Here is a 15,870-nt window from a genome sequence, read left to right on the forward strand (position 1 = left end):
AGTAGCCTGTGCATACACGTATACACGCGCGTATAGGAAAATTGGGTCAAAGTTGTTTTCTTGTTCCGAGCCTTTTTATATGGGAGGTATTTATGCTTGAAAAATATATAGAAAAGAAACTGGTGGCTGAGGTAAAAAAGATGGGAGGCATTGCTGCGAAGTTTGTTAGTCCGGGTTTAGATGGGATGCCAGACCGCCTAGTGCTTTTACCGCATGGGAAGATGGCTTTTGTGGAATTAAAGGCTCCCGGAAAGAAACCTCGCCTGTTACAGATTAGAAGAATAAAGCAATTACAGAAGTTAGGCTTTACCTGCTATGTCATTGATGATGTTAAGCAGATTGGAGGGATACTTGGTGAAATACAATCCTCATAAATATCAGACCTATGCAACGAACTTCATACTTAAGCATCCCATCGCTGCGGTGTTTTTAGAAATGGGTCTTGGCAAAAGCGTCATTACTCTAACGGCTATATTTGATTTATGTCTTGATAGTTTTGAAATTGGAAAGGTTCTGGTCATTGCCCCACTTCGAGTAGCAAGGGATACTTGGCCAGCTGAGATAAATAAGTGGGAGCATTTAAAAGGGCTAGAGTTTTCGGTAGCCATCGGCACAGAACAGGAGCGATTGGCGGCTCTTAGGAAACCTGCAAGTGTCTATCTTATAAACAGAGAAAATGTTGATTGGTTGGTAAACAAAAGTGGTATCCCTTTTAATTTCGATATGATGGTCATTGATGAACTATCATCCTTTAAGTCCTATGGTGCAAAAAGATTTAAAAGTTTACTAAAAGTAAGGCCGAGGGCAAAACGAATTGTGGGTCTTACGGGTACACCTTCCAGTAATGGGTTAATGGATTTGTGGGCAGAGTTTCGTATTCTCGACATGGGTAAAAGACTCGGCAGATACATAACTCACTACCGCAATTCCTTTTTTACACCGGATAAACGTAATCAGCAAATCGTATTTTCATATAAACCATTGCCAGGTGCTGAAGATGCCATATATCGGCTCATTTCGGATATCACCATTTCCATGAAATCAGTCGATTTTCTGAAAATGCCAGAGTGCGTGATCAATGAAGTGCCCGTGTATCTGAATGACAAGGAACAATCCGTATATGATCACTTTCGTGAAGAGATGGTTCTTGAATTTGCTGATGAAGAAATAGATGCCATGAATGCAGCAGTCCTTTCTGGCAAACTCCTGCAAATGGCAAATGGTGCTATCTATGATGATGATAAAAACTCTCATATTATCCACGACCGCAAGCTAGATGCTCTTGAGGATTTAATTGAAGGTGCTAACGGAAAACCTGTGCTTATTGCCTATTGGTATAATCACGATTTAGAGCGTATTAAGACAAGATTCAATGTCAGAGAAATTAAGACTTCCAAGGATATCAAGGATTGGAACAACGGCGATATTTCTGTAGCGGTTATCCATCCTGCATCTGCGGGACACGGCCTTAACTTACAAAGTGGTGGTTCAACGCTTATCTGGTTTGGACTTACTTGGAGTCTGGAACTCTATCAGCAAACAAACGCGAGACTTTGGAGACAAGGTCAAAATGAAACCGTAGTTATCCATCACATTATTACAAAAGGCACGATTGATGAAGATGTGATGAGGGCCTTGAAACGAAAGGAAAAGACACAATCCGATCTTATCAATGCGGTCAAAGCAAATCTTGGGAAAGCGAGGGATGCTGTATGATGGATGCTTTTGAAAAACTGGCAAATGCCATTATTCTACAGGCAGTCAAGGATTATCGTTTTGCACTGAAAAGATTAGCAAAACACCCTCGCAATGATTCTGCTTTATATACAAAACGTGAGGTTGAGTGCTTCTTTCATTCTGGATTGTTCAATGTCCTCACTTCTCTAAACCCTGACATACTAATTCAACAGCTACAAGAGGAGGTGGTGCGATGATGACAGCTAAGGAATTCTTAAAACAAGCTTATCGCCTGAATGAATTGATTAACTCCGACCTTGAAGAGTTGAAAAACTTAAGGGATCTATCAAGAAGTGTTTCATCCCCCGTTCTTGAGGAAAAAGTGAGTAGAACTAAGAGTACTGACCCACCCTTTGAAAAATATGTGATTAGAATAATAGATTTGGAGCAACAAATACAGCAAGAAGTTGAACGATTAGTAAAGCTGAAATCAGATATCCGTGAAGCGATTAACCAGATGGAAAACGTGGATGAGAAGCTACTTCTTCGCTACCGATACATTAACTTTCTTAACTGGGAAGAAATCTGTGTCAACCTTAATGTTTCTATGAGAACCGTACACAGACTCCACTCATCCGCTTTGCAACATTTAAAGGTTCCAAAATAAAAAGGAGTAACCGGAAAATAGTGCAGGAAGAGGGTTAAAAGGCCCTCTTCACCATTACCTTAGTCATTGTATGAAAATTACAGTGATTTAAATAATTAGTTTCTCCTTTTTAATGATTATTAAATTAAAATGAGCTGTCAAAACAACAACTCATTGCTTACCCACTTTGAATACCGACCTAATGCATGATCTCAGTATAAACTTTTACAGTTTTCTGGTAGTTTGAAAGGATTTTCTTTATTGATACGCTCATAAAACATAATTCCATTTAGGTGATCTATTTCATGTTGAATAACAATAGAGGAATAGCCATTGAGTTTTAATATTATTTCTTCTCCTTCTAAATTAAACCCTTTCACTTTAATTCTCTCATATCTTGGTACGAACCCATTTATATCTCGATCAACAGATAGGCACCCTTCACTTGGTGGTAAGTAAATCATAGAAACGGAATGGCTAATAATTTTTGGATTAATAAGGGTATATTCATGTTCTTTCCCCATCTCGTCAGTGAAATACGCTACAAACATTCGCTTATTCAAGCCAATCTGATTCGCGGATAATCCAACTCCTCCACGTAATTTATATTTTTTGGATAGAATGGGGTCTTGACTATTTTTTAAGAAATTCATCATACTAGTTAATGTTTCCTTATCTTCCTCAGGGGGAGGTACCATCACTTCCAGTGTTGGTCGATGTAAGATATCATTACCTTCCCTTACAATATCTTTCATTGTTATTATATAATTTGAATGAAATTTATTCATAAATAAACAATTCATCTACCTTTACTTTTAACGTTTTTGATAATTTGAAAGCCAGTTCCAGTGTGGGATCATATTTATCATTCTCTATACAATTTATTGTTTGTCTAACAACTCCACACTTCTTAGCAAGTTGCTCTTGTGTTATCCCCAATTTGTTCCGTATTGCTTTAATTTTATTTTTCAACAGTATCACCTATGTCAAAGATATTGGACATTGTTATTATAACAATTACAATAAACATGTCAATAACTTTGGATATTTTTGAAAATATCTATTGGTGGTTTTTGTACGCAGTAATCTGAATGCTCGCAAAAGGTTGGCACACTTTGGCACAGTTTGGCATACGATGACACTGTTTGTCTGTAGTGAAAGTTATATAATGGTAGTATGGAATATTAATAAACAGAAGCCTTCACGGGAGAACCACTCCTGCGAGGGCTTTTTCTATGGGCAAAAGGAGGTGCAGTATGCCAAAGAAACCTAAGCGACCGTGCTCTTACCCTGGTTGCCCAGAACTAACCGACAAGCGCTTTTGTGAAGAGCATAGTAAGAAGGAAGCTGCACGGTATGAAAAGTATGATCGTGACCCATCAACCCGTAAGCGTTATGGTCGTGCTTGGAAAAGGATACGTGACCGTTACATTGCAGCTCATCCTCTTTGTGAGGAATGTAAACGACAAGGAAAGCTGACCCCAGCAACCGAAGTGCATCATATTCTCCCTCTTGCAAGAGGAGGGACTCACGATAGAAGTAATCTGATGGCTCTTTGTACTCCTTGCCACTCTGCAATCACGGCAAGAGATGGAGACCGTTGGGGAACCCGATAGGGGGAGTCAAATCTCCACAGCTTTTCATTTGTGTAACGGGCGTGGGGTAACGCGTGAAAATTCGCGGTTTCAAACGGGGTAATAGGCCCATCGACGAAAAGAGGTGAGTGAATGGCCAAAGATGGAACAAATCGTGGCGGCGCCCGTATAGGCTCCGGTCAAAAGAAGAAACCACTTGCTGACAAAATTGCAGAGGGAAACCCTGGTAAAAGAAAGCTTGAAGTCGTTGAGTTCCAAAATACTGCTGACCTGAAGGGGCAGGAAATGCCAAAGCCAATGGCCATGCTCTCCGCAGTGCAAAAGGATGGAAAAACCCTAGTAGCGAGTGAAATCTATGAAATTACATGGAAATGGCTTGAGGAACGTGGCTGTGCCCATTTGGTACTTCCACAGCTTCTAGAGCGATATGCCATGAGTGCGGCCAGATGGATACAGTGTGAGGAAGCAGTAACCGAGTTTGGCTTTCTAGCCAAGCACCCAACCACCGGCAATGCTATTCAAAGTCCTTATGTAGCGATGAGTCAGAACTTTATGAGTCAGACAAACAGGCTATGGATGGAGATATATCAAATCGTTAGAGAGAACTGTGCTACAGAGTATTCTGGTTTAAACCCACAGGACGATGTGATGGAGCGACTGCTATCTGCCCGCAGAGGAAAATAAAAATGAGGAGATATGATGTAATGAGTAAAAGATATTTAACAGCAGAAAGTGTATGTGCTGGACATCCTGACAAACTATGCGACATCATAGCAGATAGCATTTTGGAAGCTTGCTTACGTAAAGATAGGGCATCAAGGGTGGCTTGCGAGATCTCCTGCAGCGAGAAAGTGAACATTAGAGACATTGTAAATACTGTACTGAAAGATGTGGGATACAACCCTTTAAAATTTTTGATTTATGTATATGTACATAATCAAAGTGTAGATATTGCGGCTGGTGTGAATACCGCGCTAGAAGCACGAAATGGAATAAATGAACAGTACGGTTCCATAGGTGCCGGAGACCAGGGAACAATGTATGGCTATGCTACAAAGGAAACAAGGGAAATGCTTCCCCTACCCCTTGTACTTTCTCACAGAATCGTAAAGAGACTGGATGATTGTCGTAAAGGAAAGCTGATAAAAGGGATTCTTCCCGATGGTAAAGCACAAGTAACGGTAGAATATGAAGCTGACACTCCAGTGAGAATAAAGACGATTGTGATATCGGTACAGCACGATAAAAATAAAACACAGGAAGAACTTAAGGCAGATATCCTTAACAATGTCTTATGGCAGTGCTTTGAAGACTTCCCTTTTGATGATGAAACAGAAATTCTCATCAATCCATCAGGTCAGTTCGTACTTGGTGGTCCCGCTGCCGATACGGGTTTGACCGGAAGAAAAATCATGGTCGACACCTATGGAGGGCTTGCATCTCATGGAGGTGGTGCTTTTTGTGGTAAAGACCCAACCAAAGTTGACCGAAGTGGTGCCTATATGGCACGGTACATTGCAAAGCATATCGTCTGGTGTGGTTATGCAAAGAGATGTGAAGTTGGTATATCCTATGCCATAGGTAAGGCAAATCCTGTAGCCTTTTCTGTAAATACCCTTGGCACAGGTATTGTTTCTGACGAAATACTAACTCTTGCTGCACAGGAGGTTTTCAACTTAAGACCTGCGGCAATCATAGAGAAGTTGCGTCTAAGGAATGTGATTTACTCTGATACAGCCGCTTATGGTCACTTTAATAGTTGTCTATTCCCGTGGGAGGATGTAAATAAGTACAGTGAATTTAGAAAGGCGGTGGAAAAGTATGTTGATAGAGAAGATTAAAATCAAACAACTCATCCCCGCTGAATATAACCCAAGAAAGGATTTAAAACCGGGTGATCCGGAATATGAGAAACTCAAACGCTCCCTTGAGGAGTTTGGATATGTAGAACCCGTAATATGGAATAAGACCACAGGCAGAGTCATTGGAGGCCATCAACGTTTGAAAATCCTGCTGAGTATGGGTATAGATGAGATAGAATGCGTAGTAGTTGAAATGGATGAGCAAAAGGAGAAGGCGCTGAACATTGCACTAAATAAAATTAGTGGTGATTGGGATAAAGACAAATTAGCACTTCTCATCACGGACCTAAATGCTTCAGACTTTGATGTGTCTTTGACAGGTTTTGACCCGGGAGAGTTGGACGATCTTTTCAAGGATTCCCTTAAGGATAATATAAAAGAAGATGATTTTGATGTAGACAGTGAGCTGAAAAAGCCCGCTGTTTCGCATTTAGGGGATGTTTGGCTACTTGGACAGCATCGATTAGTCTGTGGAGACAGTACAAAGAAAGACACCTTTGATGTCTTGATGGATGGGAAAGCTGCCAATCTGGTAGTTACGGACCCTCCATATAACGTCAACTATGAAGGCACTGCTGGAAAAATCAAAAATGACAATATGGCGAATGAAGCGTTCTATGATTTTCTGCTTGCGGCATTTCAAAACACCGAAGCAGCGATGGCAAAGGACGCTTCTATTTATGTATTCCATGCGGATACCGAAGGACTCAATTTTAGAAGAGCATTCTCCGATGCAGGATTTTATCTTTCCGGTACTTGTATATGGAAAAAGCAGTCCCTTGTTCTCGGTCGCTCTCCTTATCAGTGGCAGCATGAACCTATTCTCTTTGGGTGGAAAAAGAAAGGCAAGCATAACTGGTATTCCGATAGAAAGCAGACCACTATCTGGGAGTTTGAGAAACCAAAGAAGAACGGCGACCATCCAACCATGAAACCAGTGGCACTTGTGGCATATCCCATTATGAACTCAAGCCTTAGTAACTGCATTGTGCTTGATCCCTTCGGTGGTTCAGGAAGCACACTGATTGCCTGTGAGCAGACCGATAGAATTTGTTACACCATTGAACTTGATGAAAAGTACTGCGATGTCATTGTAAAAAGGTATATTGAGCAAGTGGGAAATTCTGATGGTGTATTTCTATTAAGAGATGGTTCGAAATTTAGATATGGTGACCTGCCAAATGTTGATTTATCTACACAAAATACCGCCGATTAATAGAATCAGAAAGATGCTCTAAATGACTTGATAATAACAGCTTTTAGAGTGACATATGTACGTACCGAAAGTAGAAAGGCGGTATGAAAATGCAGATTAACTATAATGTTACAGGACCAAAAAGAAAAGCACTGGTTAACGCAATCAGCCAAGAACTAAATGCCCCTGTAAAATATCTCGGAGCACCTACATTTGCATATGAGGTGGCAGACTACAATGTTAACAAAAACGGGGTACTTAGCGGACCAGATAATAAGGAACTGGTCGATGATCTATTGGGACTTCACGACTTCAAAGCAATTTCAGAAGAATTTGACACACCACTTCCGAAAGCAGAAGTAAATGAAAGGGAAGAATCTATCAATCTGATAATTCAAATGCCAAGGGCGGATTTTACCGACACAGCAATCGAGAACCTAAAAGGATTAGTAGAAAGTAAAGCTACTCTTATAAAGAAAGCACTTGATACGGACTCCATTCCCATCATTGAAGATGAGGAATATGTCGCCTTCCCTTGGTTTCAAGGTGAGTGCTCCTCAGAAGAGGTTAAGGCATACACCCATTTTGTCACGGCACTTTGCGAAATGGCGAAAAAACAGACCCGTGTCAACACCACCGAGAAATCAGTAGAAAATGAAAAGTATGCTTTCCGTTGCTTCCTGCTAAGGCTTGGTTTTATCGGCCCAGAATATAAGATGGAACGAAAGATTCTCCTCTCCAAGCTGTCAGGTAGCTCCGCTTTCAAAAGCGGAACGGCAAAGCAGGAGGTGAGTGAACAATGAATATCATTCACCCAGAAATGTTAAAGCAACTTAGAGGCTATTACACTCCAGGGACACGTGTCATGCTACTTAAAATGAACGACCCCTATACCAAACTTCAGCCTGGAGCGAAAGGTACGGTCACTAGTGTTGATGACATAGGAACGATTCACGTCAGTTGGGATTCTGGTGGTTCCCTTGGAGTGGCCTTTGGTGAGGATTTATGCAAGAGAATCGAAGAGTAAACATGAATCGGAGGAGGTAATAAATGAATGAGATAATCAAAGAACAAATCCTTTCCATCCGAGAAAGTGGAGTCACAAATATGTTTGATGCAAACCGAGTTCAGTATGAAGCAAATGAACGAGGGTTTTATGAATTGGTAGTCTATTTAATAGACCATAAAACGGAATATGCTCATTTCATACTGACGGGGGAAGTGGATGAAAAGAAGTAAATAAAATTTAACTAGGATAAGGAGAAGGGCTTCATCTATAGGATTGAGGCTCTTTTCTTTTGTCCTTTTTCATAAAAGGGGCGGTGTTTATGCGGAAACTGAAGAAATATAAGCCGACCGCCTTTATAGCTGATGGGTCATATTACGATAAGGATGCTGCTGATTACGCTGTGGCTTTTATCGAAGCACTCTCCCATACGAAAGGTTTATGGGCAGGTAAGCCTTTTGAACTTATCGATTGGCAGGAGCAAATCATCCGTGATTTATTCGGAATTTTAAAGCCAGATGGATATCGGCAGTTTAACACTGCTTATGTAGAAATACCGAAAAAGATGGGAAAAAGCGAGCTTGCCGCAGCAATTGCACTTCTCCTCACTTGCGGTGATGGTGAAGAACGGGCGGAGGTATACGGTTGTGCCGCCGACCGCCAGCAGGCATCAATTGTATTTGAAGTAGCAGCCGACATGGTGCGGATGTGTCCGGCACTGAATAAACGTGTAAAGTTGCTGGCTTCAACTAAGCGATTGGTGTACCTGCCGACCAACAGCTTCTATCAGGTATTGTCGGCTGAAGCCTACTCCAAACACGGCTTCAATATACATGGTGTTGTTTTTGATGAACTTCATACTCAGCCAAACCGGAAACTATTTGACGTTATGACGAAAGGATCTGGGGATGCGAGGACCCAACCGCTATATTTTCTTATCACCACTGCGGGGACGGATACCCAGAGTATCTGCTACGAAACACACCAGAAAGCGGTTGATATTATTGAGGGCAGAAAATACGATCCCACCTTTTACCCCGTAATCTACGGAGCTAAAGAAGAGGATGATTGGACAGACCCAAAAGTGTGGAAAAAAGCAAATCCAAGCTTGGGAATTACAGTGGGGATTGACAAAGTAAGAGCTGCTTGTGAAAGTGCAAAGCAGAACCCAGCTGAGGAGAACAGCTTCCGGCAATTGCGCCTAAATCAGTGGGTTAAACAATCTGTCCGATGGATGCCAATGGCAAAGTGGGATGCCTGTGCATTTTCAGTTATACCAGAAAGTCTAGAAGGACGGGTGTGTTATGGAGGTCTTGACTTATCTTCTACAACAGATATTACAGCCTTTGTACTAGTTTTCCCACCGGAGGATGAAACAGATAAATACATTGTTCTTCCGTATTTTTGGATGCCAGAGGACAATATTGACCTCCGAGTCCGAAGAGACCATGTGCAATACGATCTTTGGGAGAAGCAAGGGTATATTCTAACCACAGAAGGCAATGTAGTGCATTACGGCTACATTGAGCGGTTTATTGAAGAATTAGGGGAAAAGTATAACATTCGAGAGATTGCTTTTGACCGTTGGGGAGCTGTTCAAATGGTACAGAACCTTGAAGGATTAGGCTTTACTGTCGTTCCTTTCGGTCAAGGCTTTAAAGATATGTCACCACCAACCAAAGAACTGATGAAATTGACATTAGAAGAAAAAATAGCACACGGTGGGCACCCAGTGCTTCGTTGGATGATGGACAACATCTTTATAAAAACTGATCCGGCTGGGAACGTGAAGCCGGACAAGGAAAAAAGCACAGAAAAAATAGATGGTGCAGTAGCGACTATCATGGCACTTGACCGTGCTATACGCTGTGGCTCAGGTAATAGTGGAGATTCGGTGTATGACGAGAGAGGTTTGATTGTCTTTTAAACCTTAATGGTTAGCACAATGTTTATATTCGGAGGTGAGGTCTATGAATCTAATAAAAGGACTGTTTCGGTCAAGGGACAAACCGCAAAACCGTGTGGGCAGTGCATTTTCCTTCCTATTTGGTGGTACGTCATCTGGCAAAACAGTGAATGAGCGTACTGCAATGCAGGCAACTGCAGTGTATGCCTGCGTAAGGATACTAGCTGAAGCGATTGCAGGACTGCCACTTCATGTATATAGATATCGTTCTGATGGAGGTAAAGAGAAGATTCCTTTCCACCCGTTGTATTACCTTCTTCATGATGAACCAAATCCAGAGATGACTTCATTCGTGTTTCGAGAAACACTGATGAGTCATCTTTTGCTTTGGGGAAATGCCTATGCACAGGTGGTCAGAAATGGTCGTGGGCAGGCAGTGGCACTTTATCCCCTACTCCCCAACAAGATGGAAGTTAGCCGAGCGACAAACGGAGAACTGGTCTTTACCTACTATCGTGATACTGATGAAAGTGGCCTAAACCCAAAAGGTGGCTATGTCACACTCCGTAAAGATGAAGTTCTACACATACCTGGCTTAGGTTTTGATGGACTCATTGGCTATAGCCCAATCGCTATGGCGAAAAATGCAATCGGTATGTCACTTGCTACTGAAGAGTACGGTGCGGCATTCTTTGCCAATGGTGCTAATCCCGGAGGTGTTCTGGAACACCCAGGAGTAATCAAAGATATACAGAGGGTCAAGGATAGTTGGAATAGCGCCTACCAAGGCACAGGCAACGCTCACAAAATTGCTGTGTTGGAAGAAGGCATGAAGTTTCAAGCCATTGGTATCTCGCCGGAACAGGCGCAATTTCTTGAAACACGGAAATTCCAAATTAATGAGATTGCGAGGATTTTCCGAGTGCCGCCCCATATGGTGGGTGATCTTGAGAAGTCTAGTTTCTCCAATATTGAGCAGCAGTCTTTGGAGTTTGTAAAATACACACTCGATCCGTGGGTGGTGCGATGGGAACAAAGTCTCCAGCAATCGCTTATTTTGCCTTCTGAGAAAACTTCACTGTTTATCAAGTTCAATTTGGACGGTCTGCTTCGTGGTGATTACCAAAGTCGTATGAATGGCTACGCTACAGGTCGACAAAATGGCTGGATGTCTGCCAACGATATCCGTGAACTGGAGGATATGAACCGAATACCGGCTGAGGAAGGCGGCGATTTATATCTGGTTAACGGAAATATGACAAAACTGGCTGACGCAGGTGCGTTTGCCAAAACCGAAGGAGGTCAGTAAATGAGGAAGTTCTGGAACTGGGTGCGAGATTCAGATGAAGTACGTACCCTCTATTTAAACGGAGTGATATCCGAAGAAACCTGGTGGGGCGATGAGGTCACACCTAAGATGTTTAAAGATGAATTGCTGGCAGGCACTGGCGATATTACGGTGTGGATTAATTCCCCTGGTGGTGATGTGTTTGCAGCAGCTCAGATTTATAACATGCTGATGGAGTATACCGGAAAAGTCACTGTTAAGATTGATGGGCTTGCTGCAAGTGCAGCATCCGTTATTGCAATGGCAGGTGGAGATGTATATATGTCTCCTGTATCTATGCTTATGATTCATAACCCATCAACGATTGCTATCGGTGACAGTGAGGAAATGCTACGAGCCAAAGCACTATTGGATGAGGTCAAGGAAAGCATTATTAATGCCTATGAGTTAAAGACGGGTCTTTCTCGAACAAAACTCTCCCATCTGATGGATGCAGAATCATGGATGAATGCAAATAAAGCCATTGAACTTGGTTTTGCAGACAAGATCATGTTCATGGAAAGTGAAACACCGGATCTGACGGATAGTCTTATTTTTAGCAGGATGGCGGTTACTAACTCGCTTATCAGCAAATTGCCAAAACAACCAAAACAGAAAACAGGTACACCCATTGAGTCGCTGGATAAGCGGCTTTCTTTAATTTTGCACTAATTTAAAGGAGGAAATAACAATGAGTAAAATTCTTGAATTGCGTGAGAAACGCGCTAAAGCTTGGGACGCAGCAAAGGCATTCCTTGATTCAAAACGTGGCGGTGACGGACTGTTATCCGCCGAGGACACGACAACCTATGAAAAAATGGAAGCCGATGTGGTGGCTCTTGGTAAGGAAATTGAGCGTTTAGAACGCCAAGCATCTATCGACTTAGAACTGTCCAAAGCAACCAGTAACCCAATTACGAACGAACCTACTAGAACTGGAGAGGAAAAGACCGGCCGTGCAAGTGCTGAATACAAAAAAGCTTTCTGGAATGCGATGCGTGACAATGTCAGCTATGAAGTAAGGAACGCTCTAAAGATTGGCACTGATTCTGAAGGTGGATTTCTTGTACCTGATGAGTTTGAGCGTACCCTAGTAGAAGCTCTAGAGGAAGAAAATATTTTCCGTAGATTGGCCAATGTAATCACTACATCTTCTGGTGACCGCAAGATTCCTGTTGTTGCAAGCAAAGGCAATGCAAGCTGGATCGATGAAGAAGGGGCTATTCCAGAGAGTGATGACAGCTTCGGTCAAGTATCCATCGGTGCTTATAAACTAGCAACGATGATTAAAGTCTCTGAGGAACTGCTAAATGATTCCGTGTTTAATCTCGAAGGCTACATCACAAGAGAATTCGCACGTCGCATTGGTAACAAGGAGGAAGAAGCCTTCTTTGTAGGTGATGGCACAGGTAAGCCAACAGGAATTCTAAATGCCACAGGCGGCGGTCAAGTTGGTGTTACTGCGGCAAGTGCCACTGCCATCACTTTGGATGAGGTATTAGATTTATTCTACAGCTTAAAAGCACCGTACCGTAATAAGGCAGTATTCGTAATGAACGATGCCACTATAAAGGCTATTCGTAAATTGAAAGACGGTAATGGGCAATACCTATGGCAACCTTCCATCCAAGCGGGAACACCTGATACGATTCTTAACCGCCCGCTGTATACCTCTTCATATGTACCTACTGCTGAAGCAGGTGCAAAGACTGTGGTATTCGGTGATTTTAGTTATTACTGGGTGGCCGACCGTCAAGGGCGAGTATTCAAACGATTAAATGAACTCTATGCTGTTACAGGCCAAGTAGGATTTATTGCGACTCAACGGGTTGACGGAAAGCTTATCTTACCGGAGGCCGTTAAGGTACTCCAACAGAAAGCCTAACGGAGGTGCTTTATGAGTTATAACACGAAGAATTATACCGAACAAGGCGGAGAAAAAACTGTCATCGGCGGTGTTTTAGAAATTAAAGAGGGAGCCTCGGTTACGGGGCTTCCTGTTGCAGAAAACCAAGCAGACAGCACAGCCACCGATGTTGCTGGTTTAGTTACGGACTTTAATGCATTGCTTGCCAAACTAAAAGCTGCGGGCCTTATGGAGGCTGACTAAGGTGGAACGTAGAGGAGGTTGGTGGTATGGCAGTGGCAGATAATCTTTTGCCTAAAGTTAAAGCGAATTTAATATTAACGCATGATCAGGATGATGCCCTCCTTATCGGATTTATCACTGCTGCAGTCTCATATGCACAGAGCTATCAGCACGTTCCTGAAAACTATTATGAAACCCATGCCATGCCTCCAACAACAGAACAAGCAGTGATTATGTTGTCGAGTCATTTCTATGAAAGCAGGGATGGCTCGACGGCAGGCTTCTTTGCCGACAGCGTACAGGCAGGGCAACAAGTATGGAACACGGTGAACTTGCTTTTACGACTTGACCGGGAGTGGGGTGTTTAGCATGAGCTTTGGAAAGATGAATACCTTCATCGATATCATTAGCACGGTACCAATAAAGGATGAGGCAGGTTTCGCAACAAAAGGTGACAACATACTCGCAAGTGTTCTTGCTTACAAAGAAGATCGGCATGGCAGTGAGCGGTGGATGAATATGGCATCATTTTCATCTGCAACTTCCCTATTCAGGTTTAGGAAAATCTTTGAACTTAAGGTGACGAATGAAATGGTCATCGTCTGTGATGATGGTAGATATCAGATTTTAAGTGTTGAGGATGTAAGGAATCGAGGGATGTATGTCGAGGTTTTAGCAGAAAAGCTAGAACCAACTGTGAGGTGATGGATATGGCAAAAGCGAATATAAAGATGCCAGAAGAATTCCTTTTAAAGGTATCCCGATTAGCTGACCAGACCGATGTGATTCTTCCTAAGGTTTTGGAAGTTGGCGGTGAAGTGGTGCTGGATAAAGTCAAAGGAAATCTAAGTAAGGTGGTTGGCAAGGGTACGAAATATCCATCTAAAAGTACTGGCGAGCTGCTATCTTCATTAGGACTCTCGAGTGCAAAGCAGGATAGAAACGGTAACTTCAATGTAAAAGTCGGCTTTGCAGAGCCACGTTCTGATGGTGTGAGCAATGCTAAACTTGCCAGCATTATCGAATATGGCAAACATGGTCAGCCTGCAAAACCCTTCCTAAAGCCTGCGAGGAATGCATCTAGGAAACCCTGCATCAACGCAATGGTTGCCAAGCTGGAGGAGGAGATCGACAAAATATGAATATCTTAGAGGAACTTAATACACTTGTGACCGCCATACCGCTCCCCGTGGAAACCGGGGTTTTTTCAGGTTTGGCACCAGATGAGTATGTCGTGATTCTCCCTCTTTCGGATATTTTTGAAGTTCATGCGGATAATCGTCCAGGCTTTGATGTGCAGGAAGCGAGGATATCACTGTTTTCAAAAAATAATTACCTAGAGCGGAAACGGCAGCTCACAACTGCTTTAATAAATGCGGATTTTACTGTGACTGAACGAAGATATATCGGTCACGAGGATGATACTGGATATCACCATTATGCCATCGATGTGGCGAAAAACTATAGATTGGAGGAATAACACATGGCAACTATCGGTCTTGATAGACTGTACTATTCAAAAATAACCGAGGACGCTAACGGTGAGGAAACTTATGCCCAACCTTCTGTACTTGCAAAAGCCATCACTGCTGAACTTTCGGTAGAACTAGTGGAAGCCATTCTGTACGCTGACGACGGTGCGGCGGAGGTTGTGAAAGACTTTAACAGTGGTACTCTCACCCTCGGTGTAGACGACATTGGTCCGACGGTCGCAGCGGATTTAACTGGCGCTTCTACTGATGACAACGGAGTACTAATCTCTGCTAGTGAAAACGTGGGTACACCCGTTGCAGTGGGGTTTCGTGCGCAAAGGGCTAATGGAACATACCGCTATTTTTGGCTGTATCGTGTTAAGTTTGGACTACCAGCTACCAACTTACAGACAAAGGCTGATTCCATTACCTTTTCTACACCCACCATTGAAGGAACCGTTATGCGCAGGAATAAGCTGGATGGATTGGGCAAGCACCCATGGAAAGCGGAAGTTACAGAAGGTGATCCTGGTGTTTCATCGACCACCATAACAGGCTGGTTCACTGAGGTTTATGAACCTGTCTATACACCTGAACCATAGGAGGAGAAATAATGGATAATGATAGAAGTGCCTCAATCAACATAGGTGACAAAGAGTATGAACTGGTTTTAACTACACGAGCTACAAAGGCCATTGCCGGTCGTTACGGTGGTCTTGAAAACCTTGGAGAAAAACTGATGAAATCAGAAAACTTCGAGATGGCACTGGATGAGATTGTTTGGCTCATCACGCTGCTTGCAAACCAGTCCATTTTGATTCGAAACCTAAAGAATAAGAATGCACCAGAAGAATTGTTGACAGAGGAAGAAGTAGAGCTTCTTACCTCACCGCTTGATTTATCGGCATATAAAACTGCAATTACCGAGGCGATGTTCAAAGGTACAAAGCGAAATGTAGAAAGTGAGGAGGAAACTCCAAAAAACGTGGAAGTCGGGTAACGGACGATGAGGTCTTTACCCGGCTTCTTTATTATGGAACAGTTCAGATGGGCATGGAGACAGAGGAATTCTGGCTTATGCCAATTGGGCTGTTT

At 42.7% G+C, this 15,870-nt stretch carries 24 protein-coding genes; 22 read left to right on the top strand and 2 right to left on the bottom strand.

Features of this window, described 5'->3' with window-relative positions:
• The first annotated feature begins 92 nt into the window (after positions 1–92).
• From T514_RS0113805 to T514_RS0113820, 4 genes are read left to right on the top strand one after another with little or no spacing between them, the layout of a single operon-like run.
• Positions 93–374, top strand: coding sequence for a VRR-NUC domain-containing protein (locus T514_RS0113805; protein WP_027625327.1), 282 nt, complete (start codon positions 93–95; stop codon positions 372–374).
• Positions 355–1,716 carry a DEAD/DEAH box helicase gene (locus T514_RS0113810; protein ID WP_027625328.1) on the top strand — a complete coding sequence of 454 codons (1,362 nt, stop codon included), beginning with the start codon at positions 355–357 and terminating at the stop codon, positions 1,714–1,716. The genes T514_RS0113805 and T514_RS0113810 overlap by 20 nt, the downstream gene beginning before the upstream one ends.
• Positions 1,716–1,934: a hypothetical protein gene (locus tag T514_RS0113815; RefSeq protein WP_034869170.1), complete on the top strand. Its 219-nt coding sequence runs from the start codon at positions 1,716–1,718 to the stop codon at positions 1,932–1,934. Before T514_RS0113810 ends, T514_RS0113815 begins: the two co-directional genes overlap by 1 nt.
• The gene (locus T514_RS0113820; RefSeq protein WP_034869171.1) at positions 1,931–2,344 is read left to right on the top strand and encodes a DUF1492 domain-containing protein; all 414 of its coding nucleotides are present in this window, start codon (positions 1,931–1,933) and stop codon (positions 2,342–2,344) included. Before T514_RS0113815 ends, T514_RS0113820 begins: the two co-directional genes overlap by 4 nt.
• A 191-nt stretch (positions 2,345–2,535) precedes the next feature.
• Here the strand turns inward: T514_RS0113820 and def are convergent, their stop codons facing one another.
• Together def and T514_RS0113830 are read right to left on the bottom strand one after the other, a co-directional pair.
• Positions 2,536–3,111, bottom strand: a complete 576-nt coding sequence (gene def / locus T514_RS0113825) for a peptide deformylase (protein WP_027625331.1) — start codon at positions 3,109–3,111, stop codon at positions 2,536–2,538.
• The gene (locus T514_RS0113830) at positions 3,104–3,295 is read right to left on the bottom strand and encodes a helix-turn-helix transcriptional regulator (RefSeq protein ID WP_027625332.1); all 192 of its coding nucleotides are present in this window, start codon (positions 3,293–3,295) and stop codon (positions 3,104–3,106) included. Before T514_RS0113830 ends, def begins: the two co-directional genes overlap by 8 nt.
• Before the next feature lie 284 nt (positions 3,296–3,579).
• Here T514_RS0113830 and T514_RS0113835 point away from each other — a divergent pair, with 284 nt between their 5' ends.
• From T514_RS0113835 to T514_RS0113920, 18 genes are all read left to right on the top strand, one after another.
• On the top strand, positions 3,580–3,939 hold the full coding sequence (locus tag T514_RS0113835) for an HNH endonuclease (RefSeq protein WP_027625333.1): 360 nt from the start codon (positions 3,580–3,582) through the stop codon (positions 3,937–3,939).
• Positions 3,940–4,050: 111 nt separating this feature from the next.
• On the top strand, positions 4,051–4,602 hold the full coding sequence (locus T514_RS0113840; RefSeq protein ID WP_001029957.1) for a P27 family phage terminase small subunit: 552 nt from the start codon (positions 4,051–4,053) through the stop codon (positions 4,600–4,602).
• A 20-nt stretch (positions 4,603–4,622) separates the two neighbouring features.
• Positions 4,623–5,759, top strand: coding sequence for a methionine adenosyltransferase (metK, locus tag T514_RS0113845; protein WP_156939928.1), 1,137 nt, complete (start codon positions 4,623–4,625; stop codon positions 5,757–5,759).
• A complete protein-coding gene (locus T514_RS0113850; protein WP_027625335.1) occupies positions 5,740–6,996 on the top strand; it encodes a site-specific DNA-methyltransferase in 1,257 nt (418 codons plus the stop codon). Before metK ends, T514_RS0113850 begins: the two co-directional genes overlap by 20 nt.
• Before the next feature lie 89 nt (positions 6,997–7,085).
• Positions 7,086–7,778 (top strand): hypothetical protein, encoded by a 693-nt coding sequence (locus tag T514_RS0113855; protein ID WP_027625336.1) that lies wholly within the window; start codon positions 7,086–7,088, stop codon positions 7,776–7,778.
• Positions 7,775–8,002: a DUF4314 domain-containing protein gene (locus T514_RS0113860; protein ID WP_027625337.1), complete on the top strand. Its 228-nt coding sequence runs from the start codon at positions 7,775–7,777 to the stop codon at positions 8,000–8,002. The genes T514_RS0113855 and T514_RS0113860 overlap by 4 nt, the downstream gene beginning before the upstream one ends.
• A gap of 23 nt (positions 8,003–8,025) precedes the next feature.
• Complete coding sequence (locus T514_RS0113865; protein ID WP_015926203.1) at positions 8,026–8,214, top strand: DUF5049 domain-containing protein; 189 nt, start codon at positions 8,026–8,028, stop codon at positions 8,212–8,214.
• Between the two features lie 89 nt (positions 8,215–8,303).
• The gene (locus T514_RS0113870; protein WP_027625338.1) at positions 8,304–9,908 is read left to right on the top strand and encodes a terminase large subunit; all 1,605 of its coding nucleotides are present in this window, start codon (positions 8,304–8,306) and stop codon (positions 9,906–9,908) included.
• Between the two features lie 43 nt (positions 9,909–9,951).
• Positions 9,952–11,196, top strand: coding sequence for a phage portal protein (locus T514_RS0113875; RefSeq protein ID WP_027625339.1), 1,245 nt, complete (start codon positions 9,952–9,954; stop codon positions 11,194–11,196).
• A complete protein-coding gene (locus T514_RS0113880; protein WP_027625340.1) occupies positions 11,197–11,886 on the top strand; it encodes a head maturation protease, ClpP-related in 690 nt (229 codons plus the stop codon).
• Between the two features lie 19 nt (positions 11,887–11,905).
• Entirely contained in the window at positions 11,906–13,099 is a 1,194-nt protein-coding gene (locus tag T514_RS0113885; RefSeq protein WP_027625341.1) for a phage major capsid protein, read from the top strand.
• Between the two features lie 12 nt (positions 13,100–13,111).
• The gene (locus T514_RS0113890) at positions 13,112–13,324 is read left to right on the top strand and encodes a head fiber protein (protein ID WP_027625342.1); all 213 of its coding nucleotides are present in this window, start codon (positions 13,112–13,114) and stop codon (positions 13,322–13,324) included.
• 26 nt (positions 13,325–13,350) lie between these two features.
• Positions 13,351–13,671, top strand: a complete 321-nt coding sequence (locus T514_RS0113895; RefSeq protein WP_027625343.1) for a head-tail connector protein — start codon at positions 13,351–13,353, stop codon at positions 13,669–13,671.
• 1 nt (position 13,672) lies between these two features.
• The gene (locus T514_RS0113900) at positions 13,673–14,008 is read left to right on the top strand and encodes a head-tail adaptor protein (RefSeq protein ID WP_027625344.1); all 336 of its coding nucleotides are present in this window, start codon (positions 13,673–13,675) and stop codon (positions 14,006–14,008) included.
• 5 nt (positions 14,009–14,013) lie between these two features.
• Entirely contained in the window at positions 14,014–14,445 is a 432-nt protein-coding gene (locus tag T514_RS0113905) for an HK97-gp10 family putative phage morphogenesis protein (protein WP_027625345.1), read from the top strand.
• The gene (locus T514_RS0113910; protein WP_001022899.1) at positions 14,442–14,783 is read left to right on the top strand and encodes a hypothetical protein; all 342 of its coding nucleotides are present in this window, start codon (positions 14,442–14,444) and stop codon (positions 14,781–14,783) included. The genes T514_RS0113905 and T514_RS0113910 overlap by 4 nt, the downstream gene beginning before the upstream one ends.
• Before the next feature lie 3 nt (positions 14,784–14,786).
• On the top strand, positions 14,787–15,377 hold the full coding sequence (locus tag T514_RS0113915; protein ID WP_018664396.1) for a major tail protein: 591 nt from the start codon (positions 14,787–14,789) through the stop codon (positions 15,375–15,377).
• An 11-nt stretch (positions 15,378–15,388) separates the two neighbouring features.
• Positions 15,389–15,775: a hypothetical protein gene (locus T514_RS0113920; RefSeq protein WP_027625346.1), complete on the top strand. Its 387-nt coding sequence runs from the start codon at positions 15,389–15,391 to the stop codon at positions 15,773–15,775.
• Positions 15,776–15,870 lie beyond the last annotated feature (95 nt).

This window comes from Clostridium lundense DSM 17049 (genome assembly GCF_000619945.1).
GTDB classification, from domain to species: Bacteria; Bacillota; Clostridia; order Clostridiales; family Clostridiaceae; genus Clostridium_AO; species Clostridium_AO lundense.